We start from the raw sequence: 22166 nt of genomic DNA, 5'->3' as shown, positions 1-22166 counted from the left end.
CGCTACTTTGTCTCGGAATCCACGGTTTATCGCACGCTCAAAGCGCATGATCTGATCACCAGCCCGGCCTTCATCGTTCTGAAAGCCGCCGATGTGTTCCAGCACAAAACAACGGCCATCAACCAACTCTGGCAAACCGACTTCACCTATCTCAAGGTCATCGGTTGGGGTTGGTTCTATCTCAGCACAACCCGAGACGACGACAGCCGCTACATCATCTTCTGGAAGCTGTGCGCCACCATGCGAGCAGCGGATGTGACTGACACATTGGACCTGGCGCTGCAGGCATCTGGCTGTGATCGGGTTCATGTTGTCCATAAACCGCGCCTGCTCAGCCCCTCTCATTGATACTGCGTATCAACTGCCGGGCAATGGACAACGGGTCAAGTTACGTCTCTGGCGATTTGGCTGAGTGGTTGCAGGAGAAGGGCATGAAGCACTCGCGCGGTGCGCCGTATCATCCGCAAACCCAAGGCAAGATCGAACGATGGCATCAGACATTGAAGACCCGCATCCTGCTGGAAAACCACTTCCTGCCAGGCGACCTCGAGGCGCAGATCGAAACCTTCGTCGACCACTACAATCACCAACGCTACCACGAGAGCCTCAACAACGTCACACCTGCCGACGTCTACTTCGGGCGTGACAAAGCCATTCAAAAACAACGAGAAAAGATCATACGAAAGACACTCGAAGCCCGGCGCTTGCATCATCGACAGCACGCCGCATCATCAAGCCAACCAGATGAGCCAAACTCTCTCTCAGTTTAGACCGCCATTGGTGCCAAAAACCCTGACGACGGACAGGTTTCGAATAGTGGCTTAGCTTCAGGAGCTCTGGCAACACCAACGGTGCGGACACGCGCCTTTGCCCTTTGCGCTGCGCGTAAAAGCGGCATTATGGAGCAAGCTCACTAAATATGGTTATTGCATAATCTTAAATGGTTAGCCATAAGGGGGCATGGAAAACTCTGTAGAATACGAACGCCCGAACACTGTTTCAGGACTGAAAGCCAAAAGAAAAGATCTGGTAAGCTGCTTGGCAGGATTACTGCGGAAGCGGAGAAGGTGCGCACCAGCATCAAGCACATTGACGCCTGCGTTGCCTTGTTTGATCCTAACGCCAAGCCGCCAGCTACCTACCATGATGGCTTAATACCGCGCCACACAGCGCCCAAGGGGCATTTGAAACGCTTTATCCTGACGCAGCTGCGCGAAGCGTCAGAGCCGCTGTCAGCACGCCAGATCGCGAATGCTTGGGTCATAGATCAGACGATAGAGGGGGATGCGGATACGCTGCGTTTGCTGCGGAAGCGTATCGGGATTGCCATAAACACCATCAAGAAGGACGGGTTGGTCATTGAGGCTGGAATGGATGGCGTCAGCAAGCTGTGGACATTGAAAAAGGGCGGCCTGTGAGCCGCCCTTACAACGCTTTGTTACACTGCTTTTGGGAAGTCAGGCGGCAATGCCTGCGCAGGCGGTACTTCTGGGAACAAGCGCCCCTTCATTACATCCGCGATCCGGCCAAAATTGAGGCCAGTGTAGTATCCCGTGATCCACGAGTACGGGATGCGTTGAGAACGTGCTAGTTTGATTACAGACGCCATGGCAGGCGTCACCTTGCAGTCGTGCATCATGTGTCTCCATTGATGCTGCGACAGTTATGCAGTTGACGGAATCGTCAAAAAATGCGATTGTTTACGCGGTTGGGCTGCAAAACAGTCTGGTTGTTCGAGCCGTAAACTCGAATGACAAAACGGCCCCCGCTCACGCGAGAGCCGCCATGATATAGGCGAATGCTATATTATCATGGACCACCTCCCGGACCGGCTTCACGGCCTTGCGCTGGGGTTGAAAACAAAGAGCCTGCAGACGGTGGACCGCCAAGTTTTTCGTCTGTGGGCTCTACCTTTTCAGCTAGCTTGAACTTCCCCCTTTCGGGCTTTTCAAGCCTGCCATCCTTGTCAGATGCAAAATTGTAAATCGTTGGGGCTACTTGGGTTTTGTGAAGCCCAGGCCACCATGTTTCTGCCATGGCTGAAACAATCTCATCTATTGTCAGGCAATCATTCGGCGATGTTGCCAAGATTTCTTGGGTCATTTCCCAAATCGTTGGGATTCCGTCCGGCCTAGGAGTGCCTTCGCTAGATTTTGTGGTGGGCCGAGTGCGTTTGCGCACCTGTTTCTCTTGAGGCTGAATATAGCGGCCAAGGACTTCAAGCGCCCCAAGAATTTCCGCCCGTTCGGCTTCTAGGAGCGCAATCTTAGCTTGAATCGCGGCAATCGAAGCCTCAATTTCTTCAAGACGATTCAGGGCGGGGCTATGGGAATCGTTTTCCATAGACCCTTAATAGCCCTCAATAGATTGCCCCGCAAGCTAGAATTGAGGGCTATGTTTCCATTAAGTCCTACGCTGCCAATATCCACACCACTTGCGTGACACTGGCGCGGCTACCGTTGCAGCAACAGCCATCGTGAACTGCGTCCCGTTGTCGTCACGGCGGGTGTCCTCACGCCAAGCCATTTCAGCAGCATAGGCGTGCAGGTGCTTGCCAGCGATGTGGTGGTGTGTGCCAACCTCTGCACGACGCAGGCGGCTAAAGAAGCTCTCCGCTTGGTTGGTGCAAGCACCATCCTTTGAGTATGCCTCTTGGTGGTTCACGCGCTTTATTGGGAAGTATGCGGCCAGCTTATCCCAATGAGAGGCTTCATCGGCGTGTGCCGTTGCGCCATGCTCGACGTTAGCAGTGACAATGGCCACACCTTCGGCTTCCGTGCGTGTAACATAGGTAAGTGTACGACCGCCACGCTCGCGCATGACAATCACACTCTGGCGCTTGCCTGACTGGTGGATTTTCTTGCGGCGGTCCTTGCGGTCTTTCTTTTCGTTGGCAGGCTTCACATAGCCACCGAAGTAAGCGCCATCGACCTCAACATTGCCTGACAATGCGCCAGCGTTACGCGCGGTCTCTATACTTTCGCGGACCTTGTGCAGCAAAACGAAGGCGGTTTTGTAGTCAACGCCCAGATCGCGTGACAACTGCAATGCGCTGTAGCCTTTTGCGCCATTTATGAAGATCGCGATTGCCGCCAGAATATCCCGCACTTGCAACTTGCGACCATGAAAGATCGTGCCAGACGTGATGCTGTACTGTTTGCCGCAACCCTTGCACTTATACACCTGACGGGTCTTAAGGTCGTAGTGGTCAACGCAACCGCACTCAGGGCAGATCGGCTCACCTTCGGTTTCTGTCCAGCGGATTTGGCGAAACGCCGTGCGGGCTTCTTCCTCAGACATGCGCATGACCTTCACGAGTGAAAGCGTCTTGGCGGCTGGAGAGAGGAGGAAGTGCTGGGACATGATGCTCACCTTATTCGGTGAGTTTCTTATGGCCGTAGACAGAATCCCCGTCAACACATATATTCACCGAATATGGTTATTCCAAAAAAGGTGATCCATGAACACTATTGATAAGGTGCAGCGGCCTGCGCCGCCAAAGCCCGTTGCCCGCAAGGCAAGCCCCGTGAATGTTGAGTATGAGGACAAGGCGCGCGAAATGGTCAGAGAGGCCATGCGGTTCAAAGGCGTGACCGTCGACCAGCTAACGGTCCGCCTGTCTGCAATAGGTGTCGATATGAGTTCTGGCGGTGTGGCAAACAAAATAAGCCGTGGCGGCTTTAGCTCTGCGTTCTTGCTTCAGTGCCTTGCCGCGATGGACCTTGAGATAAAGGTGGAATGACTATCTAACCATATTTGGTGAGCTTGCTCCATAATGCCGGAAATGTGCCGAAACCGAGTCTGCTTTTGGGCTGGCAATAACTGTTTGACCAGTTCCGCGGCAGCGGCAGTGTTGAGAAGGGTCCCGATGTAATTTTCAGATCGCTAGCGCCTTGTCAGTCTGATGGAGGAAGACCTCAATCAGGCAAACGTAGTGTGCAGTCTCCTTTCCTGAGAAACTCGCCGCAGCTTTGACGGTTCGTCGGACTCGAAAATGGCCCTGTTTCCCCGGGAGTTCATGCACGCCCAGAATCGACTTACCATTCTTGATGAAGCGTGGGTGTGAACGGCCCTCGCAAACTACAAAAAGAAACGCGCGAGCTTGGGTATGCGTTGCTGAGAGGAAGCCATGGAGCCTGGCGAGGTCCGTATTGATGTCCTTCTCAGTCGCCGAACCCCGTTTCACTTCAAATACAAACTTTACATGGTCGGCAACGTTTCCCTGCCGTCCGACAGGGGCAGCATACTGGTCGCAAATGACGAGATCAGCTCTTGATTGCCCGGTCACTCCATCGATTTTTGTATCGCTTGGGACAAGATTGCCGTACATACATTCCGGCAAGAGTATCAGGTCCGCCGGAAGGTTAGACTGTATAAGGTTGCAAGCCTCGGCCACCAAGGCTCCTTCGGGGAGCGGATAGGTGCGAAAAAACGAATGACGGTGTCCAATCCAAAAGGCGAGACCCTGTAGTGCGTTCTCCAACCATTTTTGGCGTTCCGGTAGTCTCGAACCCAATTATTGTCACCTCGTGCTAGTGGAATGGATCGCAACAATAGGCGGAAGCGCAATCGCGTATCAATTTTGCACTGCAGACTAGATAGCCCTCGTGTTTTCGCCAACCCCACTTGATTAAGGTCGGCTTCCAGATAGCAGCGCTGCAGTACGCCCTGGCGCATGAAATGGCAGGAAGGGGCCTGGTCACATCTCCTCCATTTTCAGCTAAACGAACCTGATGACATACTCTTTGGATACATGGTGCGACCGTTTGGTGCCAGCACTGAGCCAACTCGCCAAAGTTCAAGAACCCTTTCTTGAAGCATATTGGCAAGCGAGCTCTTACCCGACGCGCAAGTCATTCAACGGAGTAGATGAGACACCCTTTCCAAAGGATGATTTGGCCCATCTCTATGATCTCGCGCGCTTGGCCTCACGATCCGCTGAGAAGAATTACTACAAGCCGCTTCGCGAGGCCCTAGACCCGGTAAGAGGTATCCTGAGGTCACACCCATCACTCGCTAGAGCGCTTGGGACGCGTATCGGAAATGACGAGTTTCACGTCAAAATTTTGAACGGGACATCGCTCACGTGGCTGACACAGATCGTGGTTGGTCTAATGGAACGCGCACATGACCATGGAAATGGCGGATATAGGAAAGCTGCGAACGAACTTGGAGCGATCCTGGATCTGAGTTCGACGACCTTAGAAGTTGATGTCCCAAACGGGCTCGATTTAGGCTACGATCTACTGCTCTTCCATGGTCCCGAAATTCGCAACGAATTTGAGATTCAGGAGGGTTTAATCGTCAAACCTGCAGCCGTTCTCTCAGACTATCTGGAGCGCGAATGGATCCGGGACTTTGTGCCGGAGGAGATGGACCGACGTGATTGGCGGCAGATTGGCGCTGTGGTGCGACCGTTCGATTGGCGACCGGCGTTTCGGAGGAAGACTGACTATCCGGAGGAGAGCCCTAGCTGGCCACCAAGATTTGAGGATGACGCTCTCACGTTTTTGGAGATCCTGTCCATTGCGAACCAAACGCCGATCTTACCTTTCATTTTGATGCACGGATGTGTGCATCGTTCCGCACATGGCCTTTTGGGGTTAGCTCACAATCAAGGTGGCTCCCAACCGATCCGTCAAGTTGGACGTCGGCGCGATCCTTTTCGAGCCCCCCCACAACTCCAGAACAGCTCGATCGATTTGGCCAAACAAGCCTATAGCAAACGTAGCGATGAGGAATTTGAACGCCTTGCGCCCGTCATTCATCGACTCTCAGAAGCTCTGGCGCGTTTGGGTCGTTTTGGTGCCAACGACCGAATTCTGGATGTTTCGCAATCGTTAGAATTGATGTTTAGGCCGAAAGACGGTGGGATCAGTCGAAAACTCCAGGATGGGATGGCCGAACTGCTGGGTGTCGATGAAACCCATAAGGACGATATGCGAGCTGCAATCAAACAGTTCTATGACGTCCGCTCAGCAATCGTTCATGGCGCAACCGACGCAAGGCACAAACGCAATTTGGAAGATCGCCAAAGCGCATTCATCAGCGGCTTCAATCTGACCCAGCAGGCACTCTTCAGAATGATTCTGCATGATTCCGGAAAACGTTACTAGCTTTGCGCCAGACGAATGCCTGCAGACCGTCAGTTTACGTAACTCCAGGGTCTGAGCACCAAGCCAATGTCCGCAACGCGGGCTGCGAGCGCAGCATTTGTTGGATCACGCCAATGACCGTTATGGTCCGATGCTAATTTGGTAGCATGAGAAGCCGCTTTAAAATGCTACCCATATGATACCCGAGGCCAAGCCTTTGTTGGCCCAAAACCAGAGCAAGGCATATATCCACTTGATCTTATTTGGCAAAAGTGGTGCCCGGGGGCGGAATCGAACCACCGACACGAGGATTTTCAATCCACTGCTCTACCCCTGAGCTACCCGGGCACGGATGAAGCCTCAGCTTCGGGTGGGCGGGTGATAGGACGACTGTGCTGCGCTGTCCATAGGGAAATCGACAAAAGTTGAGGCGGGCCTCTCTAGTGTGGCATCGGCGGGTCAGGCGGAGGCTGCGATGCCTCTTCTTCGTCTTCTGACGGCACCGCGTAGCCGCCGTTCATCCACCGGGCCAGATCAATATCCGCGCAACGGCGTGAACAGAACGGGCGGTATTTGGGCGCGGTTTCGCTCTGGCAAATTGGACAGGCCACTAGACCACCTCGGAGAGTGGCGCGCGTGCGCGTTTGCGCGTCAATTCGAAATGCCCGAGCGTGGTCCAGCCAAGAAGGCTCGTTTCAACCGCGTCGGGTTTGAACGCAACGCGCAATGCGTTTTCCAGCGCGCGCCGTTCTTTTTTCGGCATCGGGGCAAAATCCACGACGATCTGACCGCCCAGCCCTTTGAGCCGTAACACGCGTGGCAGATCCCGGGCCGCAGCGATGTTGGCCTTGAGGCCCGCCGCCGGAGAAGTATCGCTGCCGGTATTCACATCGACCGCGACAAAGGCGCGTGTGTTTTCGACCCAGAGGCTGCCACCCCCCGGCAGTGAGACATCGGCACGCAAAGCAGCGGTCAGATGGGGGGCCAAGTCGCCCTGTTCCGGCGCTCCGGTTGGCCAGTCGCGCCACGCAAGTTCCTGAGGGCCGGGCCCTTCGATCAGCTTTTCCGCATCCGTTCCCGCGTCGTCCACAACGGCCAGCGCGATGGCCACCACATGCTCAATATCTTCGGCGACAGCGTCGAGATTTGCGTCAGCGGCTGCAGACCGGACAATCAAGCCGCATGTGCCCAATTCTGCATCGTAAGCGTCTGCGGTGGCGCGTAGGGCGACGCGCACCTCCTCGTCACGGATGCTGCGCGAGATGTTGATGCCCGGCGCATCCGGTGTGGCGATCGCATAGCGGCTTTTGATCAGGATGCGGTCGGTGACGGGAATGGCCTTGCCCGGTTCGGCATAGCCCGACACTTGCACCAGGCGCATGTCACCCGGCGCCAACCCTTTGGCGCCGCGCAGGAACGCGCTGCCTTCGGGCGTGTCGAAGAACATGCCACCCTGACCTTTGACCGGACGGGTTGCCTTGGCGCGGTAGATCGTACCGGGGCGCGGGGCGTCTGCGTCCACGATCAGATCCTGCAGGACCCCATCCGTGATTAGAGCAGCCGCTTCACGTCCTTGGACATCACCCAGGATGATCTGGTGCCCCTTCATGCCCACACCTCGATACCGGCGGCCTGTAGCAGGCCCGCTGTTTCTGTCAGAGGCAGTCCGACGATGGCGGTGAACGACCCGCTGATCCACGGTATCAACGCGCCCGCAGGCCCCTGAATGCCGTAGCCTCCGGCCTTGCCGCGCCAATCACCGGTGGCGAGGTAGCCTGCAATCTCATGCTCAGACAGTGCTTTCATCCGGACCGTGCTGACCACGTCGCGTTGCCACAGGTGTGTGCCCTTGCGGACGGCCACGGCAGTGATCACACGGTGCCTGCGCCCCGACATCAGGCGAAGGAATGCCGCAGCTTCGTCTGCATCCTCCGGCTTGCCCAGAATACGACGGCCAAGCGCCACGGTGGTATCGGCGCACAGCACAACGTCGCCCACATCCGCGGTCACGGCCTGCGCCTTTTCTCGGGCCATGCGCGCGCAGTAGGGACGGGGCAATTCGGCCTTTTGCGGGGTTTCGTCGATATCGGGCGGCCGCACCGCATCCGGCACAACGCCAATCTGCCCGAGCAGCTCAAGCCGTCTCGGGCTTCCCGATCCGAGGATAAACGCCAATGTAAACCGCTATTTAAAGCGATAGTTGATCCGACCCTTGGTCAGATCATAGGGGGTCATCTCGACCTGCACCTTGTCGCCTGCGAGAACACGAATCCGGTTCTTGCGCATTTTTCCTGCCGTATGTGCAATGATCTCATGGCCATTCTCAAGCTCGACCCGAAACGTCGCATTGGGCAGGAGTTCCTTCACGACACCGGGAAATTCGAGCGTATCTTCCTTGGCCATGGTCTCTCCTTCGTTACACGGCCCGCCAATGTGCGGACGCAGGCTTACATGCGCCCATAAGGTCAATATTTCAAGGGCTAATCAGGCGAGCGGTGTGACCGTGACGTGATCGGCACGGTCGCCGCTGGCACTCCAGTCGCGTCGGCCCAGCACGGTGCCGTCGGTTCGCACCGCGTCAATGGCGGCGCGGTCCACATCTGCATAGGTCCAACCGGGGGCGTTCAGCACGCCCGCAGCCAGCACGCCATCGTCGGGAAACCCCTTGTCCGGTGGGCCAAAGACGCCGCCCGCCCCGTTGGACACGTCCACCGCGTCGTTCCAGTCCGCTGTGCCGACAAGGCTGGCCATTACGGTTACGCATTGATTTTCCAACGCGCGGGCGCGGGCGCCGATCTTGACCCGGGTATGGCCGCTGAGCGCTTCGGTCACGGATGGCACTAGGATTAAATCAGCATCGGCCAACGCTCGACCCAGTAAGGGAAATTCGCTGTCATAACAAATCAGTATGCCGATCTTGCCCAAGCCTGTGTCGAACATTTGCAATGGCCCGCCGGGCACGACATCCCACACTTCGGCCTCAAACCGGGTCATGACCTGTTTGTCCTGCACACCCATCGCGCCCGACGGTGCAAAAAAGCGTGCCCGATTGACCGGACGGGTCACGCCGTCGGGCAGATCCGTGGTCGCGGGGCCGGATCCTGCAAGGATGTGGACCTGGAACTGGCGGGCCAGCTCTGCATGAAACGCATCCGCATCCGCCAGCCGGTCGGAAACGGCGTGCAGCGATTGTTCCAGATCACCCGCCACGTCCGGGCCTGCAAGCGTTGCCAATTCCATCGCCGCGTATTCGGGAAACACCAAAAGGTCTGCGCCGTGACTTGCCGCCTCATCCACCCACGCGGACAGTTTGTCTTCGTAGGCGGTCCAGTCGGGCAGGGCATCAAGCGGGTAGGCGGCGGTCGCGATCTTCATCTCCTCAGGGTGCATCGCATCGAAGGGCGCGGCAACCCCCATGTTTCGAAACTTTCGATAAAGCAATGCCTGAGACCTGAATAAACTTGACCTAGAGCGGTCACTAGTTTCAAGAAACGTAAAACTATGGAAAGGGCCGAACATGTTGAGCAAAGGCGTCACACTGCGCGGATTGGAAGTGTTCGAGGCACTTGCAGCCACCGGATCGGTGGCGCAGGCGGCTTCTGTTACCGGTCTCAGTCAGCCCGCGGTCAGCCAACAATTGCGCAATCTGGAAACGGCTTTGGCGACGGACCTGATCGATCACGGCAAACGGCCCATGCGCCTGACCCCCGCCGGGCACAGCTTTCTCGCGCGGGCGGAGGCGGCGCTGTCGCAATTGCGGCTGGCGCAATCCGAGCTGACGGTCATGGATCTTGCGCATTTGTCGGCGTTGTCGATCGGGGTGATCGACGATTTCGAAAATGACCTGACGCCGCGCCTTGTGACGATCCTCGCCGACAGTCTGACGCGCTGTAAATTCACGCTGGCCACCGCACCCAGCCACGAAATCCTGCAATCCATTGCGGACAAACGTCTGCACATCGCGATTTCGGCCAGCGACGGCACGATGCGGGATGGCGTGCTGGAATATCCTCTGGCGCGTGATCCGTTCATCCTTGTGGCCCCAAAGGGTGCCGTGACCGCAGGCGCGCCGCTGGACGCACTGCAAGACCTGCCGTTCCTGCGCTATGAGCGCGAGCAACTGATTTCGCGCCAGATCGAGGCGCATCTGGCGCGCCAAAAGCTCGACTTTGCGGAGCGGTTCGAGATTGGCAGCCACCTTGCGCTCATGGCCATGGTTGCACGCCGTATCGGGTGGGCGGTGACTACACCGCTGGGCTACATGCGGGCAGGCCGATTCCACGATCAGGTTGAAGCGTTCGCGCTGCCGTTCAAACCATTTTCACGCACGATCTCGCTTTATGCCAGTGCCGACTGGGCCGGATCGGTGCCGACAGACGTGGCGCAGACCATGCGCCGGTTGATGCAAAGCCACATGATCGAACCGGCGTTGATCAAGCTGCCGTGGCTTGCAGGTGAATTGCGCCTGCTCGACAACTAGCCCTCGGCCAGCGCGCCATAGAGGATCAGCGCTGGTGCATCACTGACGCCTGCACGCAATCGGTCCGCAAGCTCTGTGACGGTCGAACGGTGCAGCGCCTGTGCCGGCGTTGACACACCTTCGGCCAGCAGCGCTGGCGTGTCTGCGGGCAAGCCTGCATCCAACAGCATCGCAGCCAGATCGGGAAACGTCCGCTGACCCATAAACACCACCGTGGTCGCTTGGCTGTCTGCGAGTGCGGCGAGGTTCAGATCTTCGGGCAGGGCACCGCGCACATCGTGGCCGGTGATGAATTGTACCCGCCGCGCCGTCAGCCTGCGCGTCAGGGGAATGCCCGCCGCTGCCGCCGCCGCACACGCCGATGGCACGCCGGGGATGATCTCGAACGGAATGCCCGCCTCTGTCAGCGCGTCGGTTTCTTCTTCGAGCCGGCCAAAGGTGCCGCCGTCGCCGGATTTCAGGCGCACGACGCGCTGGCCGGTCTGCGCGTAATCGACCAACAGGCGGCTCACATGGTGTTGCTTGGGCGATGGGCGGCCTGCACGCTTGCCAACGCCCACAAGGTCTGCACCGGCACGCGCATGGGTCAGGATCGGCCCCGCGCTCAGGTCATCGAAAAGGACCGCATCGGCTAGGCCAAGGCGGTTCACAGCCTTTAGGGTCAACAGCTCAGGATCGCCCGGCCCTGATCCGACAAAGCTCACAAACCCGGTCATGCGGCCTCACCCGTGATGAGGTGAAAGAATGTGCCGGTCACATGTCCCCGCCGCGACCCGGTTTCGGGCACGGGTCCTCCATCGGCGTCAAAGACCTGCGCCAACGGTGCATCAGGCTGGTCTAGGATCGTGGAATAGTGGAATTCGTGTCCCCGCAGCGCCGCGCCGACCTCAAATCCGGGCAATGGCGCCTGCAGCACCGCGCGGCGGTAGCCCAAGTGGAACTTGCGCTTTTCATAGCTGGTCACAAGACCCAGCAGTCCCGCCATCTGGTGGCGCGTCCCGTCCTTGTCGATCAACGCATCCCCGAGGGCCATATAGCCGCCGCATTCACCGTGTACGGGCCGGGTTTCGGCGTGACGGCGCAGGCCCGACAGAAATGCGCCTGCCGCAGCCAGTTGACCCGCGTGCAGTTCGGGATAGCCGCCCGGCAGCCACACCAGATCGGCGTCCGGGGCGGGGGCCTCGTCCGCCAGGGGCGAAAACGGCAGAATCTCTGCGCCTGTCGCGCGCCAGCCTTCCAGCAAGTGCGGGTAGGTAAAGGAAAAGGCTGCATCCCGCGCCAGCGCAATCCGTTGCGCTGGCGGTTGCGGCAGCGGATGCGGGGCGCGCGCCGGTCCTGCGGCAGCGACGGCCTTGATAGCCTCAAGATCCACATTCTCGCGCAGGAAGGTGGCATAGCCCGCAATTGCAGCCTCAAGGTCCGGATGCTCTACCGCTTGGATCAGGCCCAGATGCCGTTCCGGCAGTTTCAGGTCCCCGCGACGGGGCAGGCAGCCCAGTAAGGTGACACCCGCACGGTCCATCCCCAGACGGGTGAGCCGTTCGTGCCGGGGGCTTGCCACGCGGTTCAGGATGACGCCCGCAAAGGGCAGGTCGGGGTTGTAACTCTTGAAACCCAGTGCTGTGGCCGCCGCCGATTGCGCCTGACCGCCCACGTCGATCACCAGCACCACAGGCCAGCCCATGGCAAGCGCCGTTTCGGCGCTTGATCCAAAGCCCGATTGTCCGCGCGTGGCCACGCCATCGAACAGACCCATGGACCCCTCGGCCACGCAAATGTCCGCGCCAGACTGCTGTGCCGCAATCCCGCCCAGCAGATTGGTGTCCATCGCCCAAGTGTCAAAGTTGAAGGACGCCCGCCCTGCCGCCGCAAGGTGAAAGGCCGGATCAATATAGTCCGGCCCGCTCTTGTAAGGCTGAACCACCAGCCCGTCTTCGCGCAGCGCGCGCAACAGGCCCAGCATCACTGTCGTCTTGCCTGTGCCCGATGCCGGGGCAGAAATCATCAGCCCCCTAGTCATCGCCATGCTCCCAACTGGCCCATGGGCTTTCCGCGCTTTGTGGGCGGTAGCGGCGGTCGTAGTCGGCGGCATAGAGGCAGCTTTCATCAAAGTCTGACGCGCCCAGGACATGACCAACAAGGATTAGCGCCGTGCGGCTGATCCCGTCATGCATCGCCTCCCGCAAGGTGCCAAGCGTGGCGTGAATGATCTGTTCGTCCGGCCAACTGGCGCGATACACAATCGCCACCGGGCAGTCGGCGCCATAGGCCGGGGTCAGATCATTGATCACCTGCCCCAGATTGCCGATGGACAGATGAATGGCCAGCGTCGCCCCTGTCGCCGCAAAATTTTCCAGCGTCTCGCCCGATGGCATGGTCGAAGCGCGCCCCGGCGTGCGGGTCAGCACCACCGATTGCGCAACGCCCGGCAATGTCAGTTCCGCCCCAAGCGATGCGGCTGCCGCAGCAAATGAGGGCACGCCCGGCGTCACAGTAAAAGGGATGCCTGCCGCTTTGATCCGGCGCAACTGTTCGCCCATCGCGGACCAGACCGACAGGTCGCCTGAATGCAGCCTTGCGACATCGTGGCCCTTGACCTGCGCCGCCTCAATCTCGGCCATGATGTCATCAAGGTCCATGGATGCTGTGTTCACGATCCGCGCGCCTTTGGGGCAATGTTCAAGCACCGCCTCCGGCACCAGAGAACCTGCATAGAGGCAGACGGGGCAGGCCGCGATCAGGTCGCGACCGCGCAGGGTCAGCAGGTCGGGCGCACCGGGGCCTGCGCCGATGAAATGGACGGTCATGTGGCGGCTCCTTGGGCAATGGCGCAGGTTGCAAGGCGGTCATCGGATATGGCGCGTGGGTGCAACAGGCGCGCGTCCGGTCCAGCGGCGGCAAGCGCGGCGGCCTCGGCCACAGAGCCGGTGCGCCGCATCAGTCGACTGATAACGGATTGTGTCCGTGTTTGGGCCTGTTCCAGCTTGCCCGGGCGCACGGCATTGATCATCAGCCCACGGGGGCGCGCAATATCCGACATCACGTCCGACAGGGCCTTGTCATCCGGGCACGCCACCATGTCGAGCGGACCAACATAGCCCGTCGCGCGCAACGCCTCTTCGAGGCTTTGCGCTGTGGCGCGGGTGGAAAATCCGAAACCGGCAACGATCATCGTACGAGGCTCCATTGTACAACGGGGTAGGACCGGGACCAGCCGCGCTTGGCCCCCAGCGGCGCGCTTTGGCTGAGTTCGATCCGCATCAGTGTCCCGCCATGGGAAGCCTGCGCGTGGGCCAGCAACGCCTCGCCCTCCAGCGTGACAGCGTTTGCAACGATCCTTGCAGGCAACGAGGTCACCGCATCCAGCAGGACCTGCGACAGACCGCCGCCGACAAAGACAGCATCAGGCACCTTGGCCTCGGCCAGCGCATCGGGTGCAGCACCTTCGATGACGTGCAGACGGTGGCCAACGCCCAATGTTTCCGCATTGGACAGGATGCGCGCCGCTCGGTCGGAACGCATTTCAAACGCCGTGGCACGGTTGGACGGATGCGCCAGCAACCATTCCAGCGCGATGGAGCCTGAGCCACCCCCCACATCCCACAGATGCTCACCCGGGTGCGGCGCAAGCGTTGACAGAGTGATGGCGCGCACTGGGCGTTTCGTGATCTGCCCATCGCTGGCAAAGAGGTCATCCCGCTGACCGCTGACAACGGTCAGAGCGGGCCCGTCGCCTGCAACATCAATCGCCGCCACCAGAGGATGGGCAAATTGTCCCTTCAGGTCCTGCGCTGTGCCGGTGGTCACTTTGGTATCACCCGCCCCCAGACGCTCAAGTATGGTCACTGCACTTTCGCCAAACCCGTGTTTGCTCAGGTAGCTGCATAGCCGCGTAACCGCGTCGCCGTCGCGTAGTGTCGTGATCACATGGACACCGGGTGACAAGACCGGTCGCAACCGTTCCAGCGGGGCCGCGTGAAGACCAAGGCAAATTGTGTTTTCGAGCGCCCAGCCCAGTTCGGCCGCAGCAAGCGCAAAGCAGGACGGGCCGGGCAGGGCGCGCCACTCCTCGCGGCCAAAGCTGCGGGCGATAACCGACCCTGCGCCGAACCAGAAGGGATCGCCAGATGCCAGCACAACGACACGCTGGCCCCGCAGACTGGCCAAAAGGGCAATCCCATCGGCAAAGGGCACAGGCCATTCCACGCGCTCTGCTGGGCCGTCCGGCACATGCGCCAGATGGCGGGGTGGGGCCATGATGACATCTGCGGCGTCCAGTGCCGCTTGACTTCGTGCGCCGAGGCCTGCAACCCCGTCCTCGCCCATACCCACAATTGTCAGCCACGCCTCAGACATGACGCCCAATCTTCTGATCCTTGCCGGCACGACCGAAGCCACACAGCTGGCCAACGCCGCTGCGGACCGCAATCTGTCCGGTGTCGTCAGCTTTGCCGGTCGGGTGGAGCGTCCGCGACGCCAGCCATTGCCGCAGCGCATCGGCGGCTTTGGCGGTGTGGCGGGGCTGGTGGAGTACATCCGCAGTGCGGGCATCACCCACGTGATCGACGCCACGCATCCCTTTGCCGCGCAGATGAGCCGCAATGCCGTCGCCGCCTGTGCTGCGGCGCGCGTTCCGCTCTTGGCATTGACACGCGCACCATGGGAGCCGTCGCCGGGGGACCAGTGGCATCCCGTGCCTGATATCGCCGGTGCCGTCACCGCACTTGATCGTCCCGCGGCCCGCGTCATGCTTGCCGTAGGACGTATGCATCTGGCAGCATTTGCCCCCAATCCCCAGCATTTTTACCTGCTGCGGCTGGTCGATCCGCCAAGCGTGCCACCACCCTTTCCGGATCACCATGTTCTGGTGTCGCGCGGTCCCTTCACCCAAGCGGATGACCGGGCGCTGATACTGGAGCACGGGATCGACCTTGTTGTGTCCAAAAACGCGGGTGGCACGGGGGCCTACGCCAAGATCGTTGCCGCCCGTGAACTTGGCCTGCCGGTCATCATGATCGACCGCCCCGCACTGCCTGATCGGCAAGTGGCTCATAACGTGCAGGACGTTTTGGACTGGATCGCTCATCCGGTGACTGACCCGTTCACAGGGACTGACCGGGGCGTGTAGACCATCGGGCGCAGCCCGCCGTTGATCACGGTCGTGTTGGATGCGCCCAGTATCACCACCGTGCGCATATCCGCCATGTCCGGCGTGGCGTCGGGCAGGGGAACGATGTTGATGCTTTCGTCCGGTGTGGACACCGCGCGGGCAAAGATCACGGGCCGCCCATCGCCGCATGTCTCTTGCAGCAGGGCCAGCGCGCGTCCAAATCCTTCGGGCCGCGCCTTTGAGCGCGGGTTGTAGAATGCCATGGCGAAATCCGCCTCGACCGCCAGCCGCAATCGTTTCTCGATCAGGGTCCATGGTTTGAGGTTGTCGCTGAGGTTGATCGCGCAGAAGTCATGCCCCAACGGCGCACCAACCCTTGCGGCGGCGGCGAGCATCGCTGTGATGCCCGGCAAGACGCGAATGTCGAGCCTGCGCCACACAGGGTCGCCGGCCTCGACCGCCTCGTAGACGGCTGCCGCCATTGCGAAGACGCCCGGATCGCCGGACGAAACCACGACGACCCTGCGCCCCGCCTGCGCCATCTCCAGCGCGTGCCGCGCCCGGTCCAGTTCGACCCGATTGTCGGAGGCGTGCAGTGTCAGCCCGCTGCGTGGGGCCACCCGCGCAACATATGGAATGTAGCCCACGATATCCGTCGCTTCGGCCAGGGCAGCGGTGACTTCGGGCGTGACCAACGCATCAGCGCCCGGCCCGAGACCGGCAATGACCACCCAACCGCTCATGGGCGCCGCCCCTGACCGTGTACGACGATGATCGAAAAATAGGGTGTCACCTTGTCCTCAGCATCAGACAGCAACTGCACGCTTTGGTTCGGCATCGTGGCAAATTCGATCAGGTGGGCCGCATCGTATTTGCCCGCGCGGCGCAGGGCGCGGCGGACCTTTTCGATATTGCGCCCGATCTTCATCACCACAATGGCATCTGCCGCGCCCATGCGTGCGGCCAGTGTGTCTTCGTCGAGCGTGCCCATCAGCACCGTCAGGATGTCGTCGCCCCACGTGACAGGCGCGCCGGTGGCCGTCCACGCGCCGGACATACCTGTGATGGCGGGCACGACCTCGACCGGCGTATCGTCCTTGAGACGTGTGTAAAGGTGCATGAACGAGCCGTAAAAGAACGGATCACCCTCGCACAGCACGACAACATCCTCGCCCGCTTGGGCCAGACCGCGCAAATGGGCCGTACACTCAGCATAAAAGCGGCTCAGGATCTCATTGTAGCGCGGATCGGTGAGGGGGATTTCGGTTGTGACAGGGTATTCCATGGGGAATTCCACGCGATCCTCGGGCAGCATCCCTTCCACAATCCGCCGCGCCTGACCGGGCCGTCCGGCCTTGCGAAAAAAGGCCACATGTTTGGCCCTGCGCAGCAAACGGTCGGCCCTAACGCTCATCAGGTCCGGGTCGCCCGGACCAAGGCCAACACCGTACACCGTGCCGACGCTCATTCCGTGCGGCTCGCGATGGCGTTGACGGCAGCAACCGTGATCGCACTGCCGCCCAGCCGCCCCTGCACGATACAGGACGGCACCGGTTGATCGGCCCACAGCGCGTCCTTGCTCTCGACCGCGCCGACAAAGCCGACGGGGCAGCCAATGATCGCGGCAGGGCGCGGGCAGGCGGGGTCTTCGAGCATATTGAGCAGATGGAACAGTGCCGTGGGGGCGTTGCCGATGGCCACCACGGCACCACCAAGATGCGGCCGCCACAGCTCAAGCGCTGCGGCAGAACGTGTGTTGCCCATTTCGGCGGCCAGCGCGCGGACAGGTTCGTCGTGCAGCGTGCAGATCACCGCGTTGTCGGCGGGCAGCCGTGGCCGGGTGATCCCCTCACTGACCATGCGCGCGTCGCATAGGATGGGCGCACCCGCTTCCAATGCGCCGCGTGCAGCGGCCACGAAACCGGGGGAAAAGCGGATATGACGTTCCAGCCCGACCATGCCTGCGGCATGGATCATCCGCACCGCCACCTGTTCCTCGTCCGGTGCAAAAGCCATCAGGTCCGCTTCGGCCCGTATGGTGGCAAAGCTTTGCAGGTAGATGGCCGCGCCATCGGTTTCGTATTCGTAGGGCATCACATGACCTGCATCATTATGTCGTCTGCGGAGAGCCCGCGCTGGCGCGGCTCATCCCATGGAGCGCCCTGTTCCACAAGGTCAAACGCGCCGTCGCGCCCGGTGAATGTCGTCGGTGCGGAGCGGGGGTACGCGCAGCCTTTGGCGCAGCCGGATACATGTAGGCCGCGCGGATAAAACGGGGCCAGCGCACGGGCCAGTTTGCGGGTGTCGACACTTGCCGCTGTACAGGCAGGCGCACCGGGGCAGGCATGTGCGCTCAACAGCGGATCGCCCGCCGTGGCCACGAACGGGCTCGGGTCCGTCACGTGCGCCTCTTCGAGCAGGAACAGTCGCCATGGAGTGACGCGCAGCGCCGCAGCGCCGCTGTCGCGGATCAACCGGGCAAGGGCATTGGCATCAAGGCTGCCGAAAGGCGCTCCGAGGATCGTGCCGGACGCACCGACGCCGGGCTGCAAGCGCTGCGCCGCTGCTGCGGGCAAAACGGCGGACCAATCCGCCGGTGGCGGCGTTGAGGCCACATGACGGTCGACACGTTTTGACGCGGACCCACCCGTAGACAGGAACCACGCCGCCATCTCGATCAGGGCGTCTGCCGCATCGTCCTCCGTCACGGCGCGGCCACGGCTGATCCCGTTCAACCGGAGAAGCAGCGCACCCTCAGCCGTCCGTTCAAAGCGGAAATCTGCGGGTACTCCGGACAGTATAGGTGCGGGTCCAGTGTCGATGCCCACCCCGACTTTGGCTGGAAGCGCCGGCAAATCACCCAGCCGCGCGCAGATTGCCGCGTGTAGCCGCGTGGTCATATCCCCGTCGCGCCAGAGGGGTGTGACGGTGATATTGCGCCGTGCCTCAACCTCGGGCGTGTCGTCAAGCAAACCCAACGCCAAAAGCTCTGCCAACAGCGATGGATGGTCTGCTGCCTGTACGCCGCGCAGTTGCAAATTGGCGCGACTGGTCAGATCGATGATCCCGTTTCCAAACCGATGCGACAGCGCACACAGACCCAAAGCCTGATCTGCATCCAAACGCGCCAGACGGGGGCGTATGCGCACGATCAGCCCATCACCGGACATCATCGGGCGATACGCCCCGGGGCACCATCCCTTGACGGTCATTGTGCAGCCTCAAGAGCCGCGCGGATCGAGTTGCGGCGCGTCGTCCAAAGCCCTGCGGCGTCCAACGCGGCAAAACGATCCTGCATGGCCCTATATGCGCCGGGATTGGCATCTTGCAGGAACGCCGTAACCTGCGGGTCGCCCAAGGTCGCATCGTGATAGGCATCAAAGAGATGCGGGCCGACCACATCGGCAAGATGCGCAAATGCGGCCATGTGATCGAGCGTGGCGGCAATCTCTGCCGCGCCGCGAAATCCGTGGCGCATCATGCCAGCCAACCAGTCGCCTTGGGTGGCGCGGGCCTGGACCACGCGCGCAATCTCTTCGCTCAGTGACCGGGCGCGTGGGCGTGCCGGTTGCGTGCTGTCGAGGTGATACAGCGTTGCGTTGCCGCCCGTCACCGCCTGTGCCGCAGCAAACCCGGCCTCATGCGCCGCATAATCAGACGCCAGCAGCACATCGGTCTCGGGCAAGTCCTGCAAATGCACAAAGCTGTCGGCCTGCGCCACACGGGCACGTATGCCATCTGCGTCCTTTACCGCGTCACCGGAATCCAGCGCATATGCGCTGGCGGCCAGCCACGCCTCGCCCGCCGCTTTGCGGCTTTCGTCGGTGTAATGTTCCAGATCGGCGCCCATGCCCAATCCGAATTGTCCCGGCGCCGGGCCGTAGACCCGCGCGACCGAGGTGCGTCCGGCGTAAGGGTTCCAATCCGGGGCTTCGTCCCGTGCCGCCAGCGCGCGCACGGCTTGGCCAAACAAGGCCGAAAGCGTTGGAAACACGTCGCGGAACAGGCCGGAGACGCGCAGGGTCACATCGAGCCGGGGCCGGTCCAGATCGGTGATCGGCAGCACTTCGATGCCCGACACCCGTTCTGATCCGTCATCCCATACCGGCTTCACCCCCAGCAGATGCAGTGCCATGGCGAACTCTTCACCGGCGGTGCGCATCGTGGCCGAGCCCCACAGATCAACAATCAGCCCGCGCGGCCAGTCGCCGTGGTCCTGCAAGTGGCGACGCACCAGTTCCTCGGCGAGTGTCACACCTTGGGCATGGGCCGCGCGTGTCGGCACGCTGCGTGGGTCAGTTGTGTACAGATTGCGCCCCGTTGGCAGTACATCCGTCCGTCCGCGGTAGGGCGAGCCGGACGGCCCCCCTGCGATGCGCCGTCCGTCCAACGTGTCAAGCAGCGCCGTGCGTTCAGCATCAATCGACGGACCCATGCCCGCCTGTTCAGTCTGCGGCGCGCCGCGCCCCCATACATGCAGGCCGTCGCCAAACTGGCTTTCCTTGATGTCGCAGACAAATCGGTCGATGCGCGTGATCGCTTCGGCTGAGCAGGCGGCACGGGCGAGGCCGAGGTCCTCTTCGACGCCGATGGCCTGCGCCTCGGCGCGGATATCGTCCTGCAAGCGGTCGCGGCGTTTGGGGTCAAGACCGTCGGCGTTGGAAAACTCGTCAAGCAGGGTTTCAAGGCGGACGAACCTGTCCGGCGTTGCGCTGTCCTTCATCGGTGGGGGCAGGTGGCCAAGCGTGACAGCACCAATACGCCGCTTGGCTTGCGCCGCTTCGCCGGGGTCGTTGACAATGAAGGGATAGATGACGGGCAAAGCGCCGGTCAGTGCCTCGGGCCAGCAGGTCTCTGACAAGGCCACCGACTTGCCCGGCAACCATTCGAGGGTGCCGTGCGCGCCGATATGGACCAGCGCTTGGGCCTGCGTGCGCAGCCACAGGTAGAACGCCACATAATCGTGGCAGGGCGTGCGCGACAGATCGTGATAGTCATCATCGCGCGCCTCGGGCAGCCCGCGTTCGGGCTGAAGCGCGATCAGTACATTGCCCCGGCGTGTCGCTGCAAAATCAAAGCCATCCGGCACAGGCCCCCACGCTTCACTCAGGTCATCCTGCAAAGCCTGGGGCAAGGCGGCGCGCGCCGCAAGGTAGTCCGCGCGCGGCCAATGTATACGCTCGGTGCCCAAGGCAAGGTCCAGCGGCTCCGTTGGCGCAGTATGGTATCCGGCATCGCATAGATCGCGCAGGATCGCATCGCCCGATGCGAGCGGGTCGAGGCCCACGGCGTGGGCCATGTTCCAGTCCTTGCCGGGATATGTGCTGAGCACGAGGGCCAATTGTCTGTGCCGCGTGGGTGTTGCGCCAAGATCGACCCACGCTTTGACCCGGTCCGCAACCGCACGCACCCGCGACGCGTCCGGCGCGTGCGCATACCGCGAAAACTGCAAAGCCGCGTCTTCGTCCTGCGGTTCCTTGAACGAGGCGACACCGGCTAAGATGCGACCGTCGACCTCTGGCAGCACCACATGCATGGCCAGATCGGCAGGCGACAAGCCGCGTTCGGCGTCGGCCCATGCGGTACGGGTCGACGTGGCCAGCGCCACCTGAAACACCGGTACGTCCCCGGCATCCAATGGCGAGGTGCCTTCGGCCCCTTTCCCGGAAAACGCGGTTGCATTGACAATGGCCGCGGGTCTGAGATGTCCAATTTGCCGTGTCATCCATGCCGCTGCCTCGGGCGCCTTTAACGAGGGTGCAAAAAGACCCAGCGCCCGAAATCCGCGCGCGCGCAGCGCGGCGAACAGCGCGTCGATTGGGGCAAGGTCAGCCGCGGCCAGATAGGCGCGGTAAAAGCTGACGATGACCAGCGGGCGGTCGTCGTTGATTTGAACCACAGGGCAAGCGACGCCATTTTCGGGTGTCCACGCACCAACCGTGGGCAGCACCTTGGCCCCGGCAACAGGTCCTGCATAAAGACCGGAGGCAAGTGCCATTTGCGCCAGCGCCGCCTGAGCGGCCACCGCGCCGCCCGTGTCACATAAATGGGCCAGCCGGTGCAGGGTCGACACGGGCAGTGTCGACACCGCGTCAAGCCGCGTGTCGGGGCGTCCATCGGCAGGCAGAACCGCCAATGCGATCCCCCGCGCGCGGCACAGCGTCTCGACCTGTTGCAAGCCGTAGGACCAATAAGGCACGCCGCCGATCAGGCGGATCAGGATGCCCTTGGCCCCGTCCAAGGTCTGTTCGATGTAGGTGTCGACCGACAGGGGATGTTTCAGTGCCGCCAGATTGGCGAGGCGCAGTGTCGGCAGTTTGCCCGTCGGTCCACCGCCGCGATGCCATGCCGCCGCAAATGCACCAAGGTCACTGTCCGAGAATGACAGCACCACCAGATCCGCAGGCGATTGCCCCAGATCGGTTGGTGTCTCGGTCTCTTCGAGCCCGTGGCTTTCGCGGAAGACGACGTGCATCGGGTC

At 61.2% G+C, this 22166-nt stretch carries 23 protein-coding genes, 1 tRNA gene and 1 pseudogene; 6 read left to right on the top strand and 19 right to left on the bottom strand.

Annotated elements, in window-relative coordinates; genetic code table 11:
* A pseudogene (locus Q1A85_RS10980) lies at window positions 1–770 on the top strand (DDE-type integrase/transposase/recombinase); the annotation flags it as partial.
* Between the two features lie 297 nt (window positions 771–1067).
* Window positions 1068–1418, top strand: coding sequence for a hypothetical protein (locus Q1A85_RS10975; protein ID WP_299688520.1), 351 nt, complete (start codon window positions 1068–1070; stop codon window positions 1416–1418).
* Between the two features lie 391 nt (window positions 1419–1809).
* Here the strand turns inward: Q1A85_RS10975 and Q1A85_RS10970 are convergent, their stop codons facing one another.
* Window positions 1810–2343, bottom strand: coding sequence for a hypothetical protein (locus Q1A85_RS10970; RefSeq protein WP_299688517.1), 534 nt, complete (start codon window positions 2341–2343; stop codon window positions 1810–1812).
* Between the two features lie 60 nt (window positions 2344–2403).
* Window positions 2404–3363, bottom strand: a complete 960-nt coding sequence (locus Q1A85_RS10965) for an IS1595 family transposase (protein ID WP_299688514.1) — start codon at window positions 3361–3363, stop codon at window positions 2404–2406.
* A 97-nt stretch (window positions 3364–3460) separates the two neighbouring features.
* Between Q1A85_RS10965 and Q1A85_RS10960 the strand changes: the two genes are divergently transcribed.
* A complete protein-coding gene (locus Q1A85_RS10960; RefSeq protein ID WP_299688511.1) occupies window positions 3461–3742 on the top strand; it encodes a DUF6471 domain-containing protein in 282 nt (93 codons plus the stop codon).
* Between the two features lie 135 nt (window positions 3743–3877).
* Here Q1A85_RS10960 and Q1A85_RS10955 read toward each other — a convergent pair whose 3' ends face one another.
* Window positions 3878–4330, bottom strand: a complete 453-nt coding sequence (locus Q1A85_RS10955; protein WP_299688508.1) for a hypothetical protein — start codon at window positions 4328–4330, stop codon at window positions 3878–3880.
* 403 nt (window positions 4331–4733) lie between these two features.
* On the opposite strand from Q1A85_RS10955, the gene Q1A85_RS10950 reads away from it, so the two are divergent.
* Window positions 4734–6116, top strand: coding sequence for a HEPN domain-containing protein (locus Q1A85_RS10950; RefSeq protein WP_299688505.1), 1383 nt, complete (start codon window positions 4734–4736; stop codon window positions 6114–6116).
* A gap of 252 nt (window positions 6117–6368) precedes the next feature.
* On the opposite strand, the gene Q1A85_RS10945 is transcribed toward Q1A85_RS10950, so the two are convergent.
* The 6 genes from Q1A85_RS10945 to Q1A85_RS10920 form a co-directional block, all read right to left on the bottom strand.
* Window positions 6369–6443 (bottom strand) — tRNA-Phe (locus tag Q1A85_RS10945).
* Between the two features lie 92 nt (window positions 6444–6535).
* Window positions 6536–6706 carry a DNA gyrase inhibitor YacG gene (yacG, locus tag Q1A85_RS10940; protein ID WP_299688502.1) on the bottom strand — a complete coding sequence of 57 codons (171 nt, stop codon included), beginning with the start codon at window positions 6704–6706 and terminating at the stop codon, window positions 6536–6538.
* Complete coding sequence (locus Q1A85_RS10935; RefSeq protein WP_299688499.1) at window positions 6706–7704, bottom strand: ribonuclease E/G; 999 nt, start codon at window positions 7702–7704, stop codon at window positions 6706–6708. The genes yacG and Q1A85_RS10935 overlap by 1 nt, the downstream gene beginning before the upstream one ends.
* Window positions 7701–8270, bottom strand: coding sequence for a nucleoside triphosphate pyrophosphatase (locus Q1A85_RS10930; RefSeq protein ID WP_299688496.1), 570 nt, complete (start codon window positions 8268–8270; stop codon window positions 7701–7703). The genes Q1A85_RS10935 and Q1A85_RS10930 overlap by 4 nt, the downstream gene beginning before the upstream one ends.
* A 9-nt stretch (window positions 8271–8279) precedes the next feature.
* Window positions 8280–8498, bottom strand: a complete 219-nt coding sequence (gene infA, locus Q1A85_RS10925; RefSeq protein ID WP_005978431.1) for a translation initiation factor IF-1 — start codon at window positions 8496–8498, stop codon at window positions 8280–8282.
* A gap of 81 nt (window positions 8499–8579) precedes the next feature.
* Window positions 8580–9470, bottom strand: coding sequence for a carbon-nitrogen hydrolase family protein (locus tag Q1A85_RS10920; protein WP_299688493.1), 891 nt, complete (start codon window positions 9468–9470; stop codon window positions 8580–8582).
* Window positions 9471–9612: 142 nt separating this feature from the next.
* Here Q1A85_RS10920 and Q1A85_RS10915 point away from each other — a divergent pair, with 142 nt between their 5' ends.
* Entirely contained in the window at window positions 9613–10575 is a 963-nt protein-coding gene (locus tag Q1A85_RS10915; protein ID WP_299688491.1) for a LysR family transcriptional regulator, read from the top strand.
* Here Q1A85_RS10915 and cobA read toward each other — a convergent pair.
* From cobA to cbiE, 5 genes are read right to left on the bottom strand one after another with little or no spacing between them, the layout of a single operon-like run.
* Complete coding sequence (gene cobA / locus Q1A85_RS10910) at window positions 10572–11291, bottom strand: uroporphyrinogen-III C-methyltransferase (RefSeq protein WP_299688488.1); 720 nt, start codon at window positions 11289–11291, stop codon at window positions 10572–10574. The genes Q1A85_RS10915 and cobA overlap by 4 nt on opposite strands.
* Window positions 11288–12595: a cobyrinate a,c-diamide synthase gene (locus tag Q1A85_RS10905; protein ID WP_299688485.1), complete on the bottom strand. Its 1308-nt coding sequence runs from the start codon at window positions 12593–12595 to the stop codon at window positions 11288–11290. The genes cobA and Q1A85_RS10905 overlap by 4 nt, the downstream gene beginning before the upstream one ends.
* The gene (gene cobM / locus Q1A85_RS10900; RefSeq protein WP_299688483.1) at window positions 12588–13382 is read right to left on the bottom strand and encodes a precorrin-4 C(11)-methyltransferase; all 795 of its coding nucleotides are present in this window, start codon (window positions 13380–13382) and stop codon (window positions 12588–12590) included. Before cobM ends, Q1A85_RS10905 begins: the two co-directional genes overlap by 8 nt.
* Complete coding sequence (locus tag Q1A85_RS10895; protein WP_299688481.1) at window positions 13379–13747, bottom strand: cobalamin biosynthesis protein; 369 nt, start codon at window positions 13745–13747, stop codon at window positions 13379–13381. Before Q1A85_RS10895 ends, cobM begins: the two co-directional genes overlap by 4 nt.
* Entirely contained in the window at window positions 13744–14931 is a 1188-nt protein-coding gene (gene cbiE, locus Q1A85_RS10890; RefSeq protein ID WP_299688597.1) for a precorrin-6y C5,15-methyltransferase (decarboxylating) subunit CbiE, read from the bottom strand. Before cbiE ends, Q1A85_RS10895 begins: the two co-directional genes overlap by 4 nt.
* Between cbiE and Q1A85_RS10885 the strand changes: the two genes are divergently transcribed.
* Entirely contained in the window at window positions 14930–15703 is a 774-nt protein-coding gene (locus Q1A85_RS10885) for a cobalt-precorrin-6A reductase (protein ID WP_299688478.1), read from the top strand. The genes cbiE and Q1A85_RS10885 overlap by 2 nt on opposite strands.
* On the opposite strand, the gene cobJ is transcribed toward Q1A85_RS10885, so the two are convergent.
* From cobJ to cobN, 5 genes are read right to left on the bottom strand one after another with little or no spacing between them, the layout of a single operon-like run.
* Window positions 15658–16428, bottom strand: a complete 771-nt coding sequence (cobJ, locus tag Q1A85_RS10880) for a precorrin-3B C(17)-methyltransferase (protein ID WP_299688475.1) — start codon at window positions 16426–16428, stop codon at window positions 15658–15660. The genes Q1A85_RS10885 and cobJ overlap by 46 nt on opposite strands.
* Window positions 16425–17153, bottom strand: a complete 729-nt coding sequence (locus Q1A85_RS10875) for a precorrin-2 C(20)-methyltransferase (protein WP_299688472.1) — start codon at window positions 17151–17153, stop codon at window positions 16425–16427. The genes cobJ and Q1A85_RS10875 overlap by 4 nt, the downstream gene beginning before the upstream one ends.
* Entirely contained in the window at window positions 17150–17779 is a 630-nt protein-coding gene (locus Q1A85_RS10870; protein WP_299688469.1) for a precorrin-8X methylmutase, read from the bottom strand. The genes Q1A85_RS10875 and Q1A85_RS10870 overlap by 4 nt, the downstream gene beginning before the upstream one ends.
* Entirely contained in the window at window positions 17779–18897 is a 1119-nt protein-coding gene (locus tag Q1A85_RS10865; RefSeq protein WP_299688466.1) for a cobalamin biosynthesis protein CobG, read from the bottom strand. Before Q1A85_RS10865 ends, Q1A85_RS10870 begins: the two co-directional genes overlap by 1 nt.
* Window positions 18894–22160 (bottom strand): cobaltochelatase subunit CobN, encoded by a 3267-nt coding sequence (cobN, locus tag Q1A85_RS10860; protein WP_299688463.1) that lies wholly within the window; start codon window positions 22158–22160, stop codon window positions 18894–18896. The genes Q1A85_RS10865 and cobN overlap by 4 nt, the downstream gene beginning before the upstream one ends.
* Window positions 22161–22166 lie beyond the last annotated feature (6 nt).

Origin of the sequence: uncultured Tateyamaria sp., assembly GCF_947503385.1 — a bacterium.
In the GTDB taxonomy this organism is placed as follows: domain Bacteria; phylum Pseudomonadota; class Alphaproteobacteria; order Rhodobacterales; family Rhodobacteraceae; genus Tateyamaria.
The sequence above is the reverse complement of the archived record's forward strand: the minus strand, read 5'-3'. Positions and strand labels throughout refer to the sequence as shown.

Coding starts and splice junctions, on each gene's coding strand:
- Q1A85_RS10970 (WP_299688517.1), bottom strand. CDS start 2,343: ATGGAAAACGATTCCCATAGCCCCGCCCTGAATCGTCTTGAAGAAATT.
- Q1A85_RS10965 (WP_299688514.1), bottom strand. CDS start 3,363: ATGTCCCAGCACTTCCTCCTCTCTCCAGCCGCCAAGACGCTTTCACTC.
- Q1A85_RS10960 (WP_299688511.1), top strand. CDS start 3,461: ATGAACACTATTGATAAGGTGCAGCGGCCTGCGCCGCCAAAGCCCGTT.
- Q1A85_RS10955 (WP_299688508.1), bottom strand. CDS start 4,330: ATGTACGGCAATCTTGTCCCAAGCGATACAAAAATCGATGGAGTGACC.
- Q1A85_RS10950 (WP_299688505.1), top strand. CDS start 4,734: ATGACATACTCTTTGGATACATGGTGCGACCGTTTGGTGCCAGCACTG.
- Q1A85_RS10935 (WP_299688499.1), bottom strand. CDS start 7,704: ATGAAGGGGCACCAGATCATCCTGGGTGATGTCCAAGGACGTGAAGCG.
- infA (WP_005978431.1), bottom strand. CDS start 8,498: ATGGCCAAGGAAGATACGCTCGAATTTCCCGGTGTCGTGAAGGAACTC.
- Q1A85_RS10920 (WP_299688493.1), bottom strand. CDS start 9,470: ATGAAGATCGCGACCGCCGCCTACCCGCTTGATGCCCTGCCCGACTGG.
- Q1A85_RS10915 (WP_299688491.1), top strand. CDS start 9,613: ATGTTGAGCAAAGGCGTCACACTGCGCGGATTGGAAGTGTTCGAGGCA.
- cobA (WP_299688488.1), bottom strand. CDS start 11,291: ATGACCGGGTTTGTGAGCTTTGTCGGATCAGGGCCGGGCGATCCTGAG.
- Q1A85_RS10905 (WP_299688485.1), bottom strand. CDS start 12,595: ATGACTAGGGGGCTGATGATTTCTGCCCCGGCATCGGGCACAGGCAAG.
- cobM (WP_299688483.1), bottom strand. CDS start 13,382: ATGACCGTCCATTTCATCGGCGCAGGCCCCGGTGCGCCCGACCTGCTG.
- Q1A85_RS10895 (WP_299688481.1), bottom strand. CDS start 13,747: ATGATCGTTGCCGGTTTCGGATTTTCCACCCGCGCCACAGCGCAAAGC.
- Q1A85_RS10885 (WP_299688478.1), top strand. CDS start 14,930: ATGACGCCCAATCTTCTGATCCTTGCCGGCACGACCGAAGCCACACAG.
- cbiE (WP_299688597.1), bottom strand. CDS start 14,931: ATGTCTGAGGCGTGGCTGACAATTGTGGGTATGGGCGAGGACGGGGTT.
- cobJ (WP_299688475.1), bottom strand. CDS start 16,428: ATGAGCGGTTGGGTGGTCATTGCCGGTCTCGGGCCGGGCGCTGATGCG.
- Q1A85_RS10875 (WP_299688472.1), bottom strand. CDS start 17,153: ATGAGCGTCGGCACGGTGTACGGTGTTGGCCTTGGTCCGGGCGACCCG.
- Q1A85_RS10870 (WP_299688469.1), bottom strand. CDS start 17,779: ATGCCCTACGAATACGAAACCGATGGCGCGGCCATCTACCTGCAAAGC.
- Q1A85_RS10865 (WP_299688466.1), bottom strand. CDS start 18,897: ATGACCGTCAAGGGATGGTGCCCCGGGGCGTATCGCCCGATGATGTCC.
- cobN (WP_299688463.1), bottom strand. CDS start 22,160: ATGCACGTCGTCTTCCGCGAAAGCCACGGGCTCGAAGAGACCGAGACA.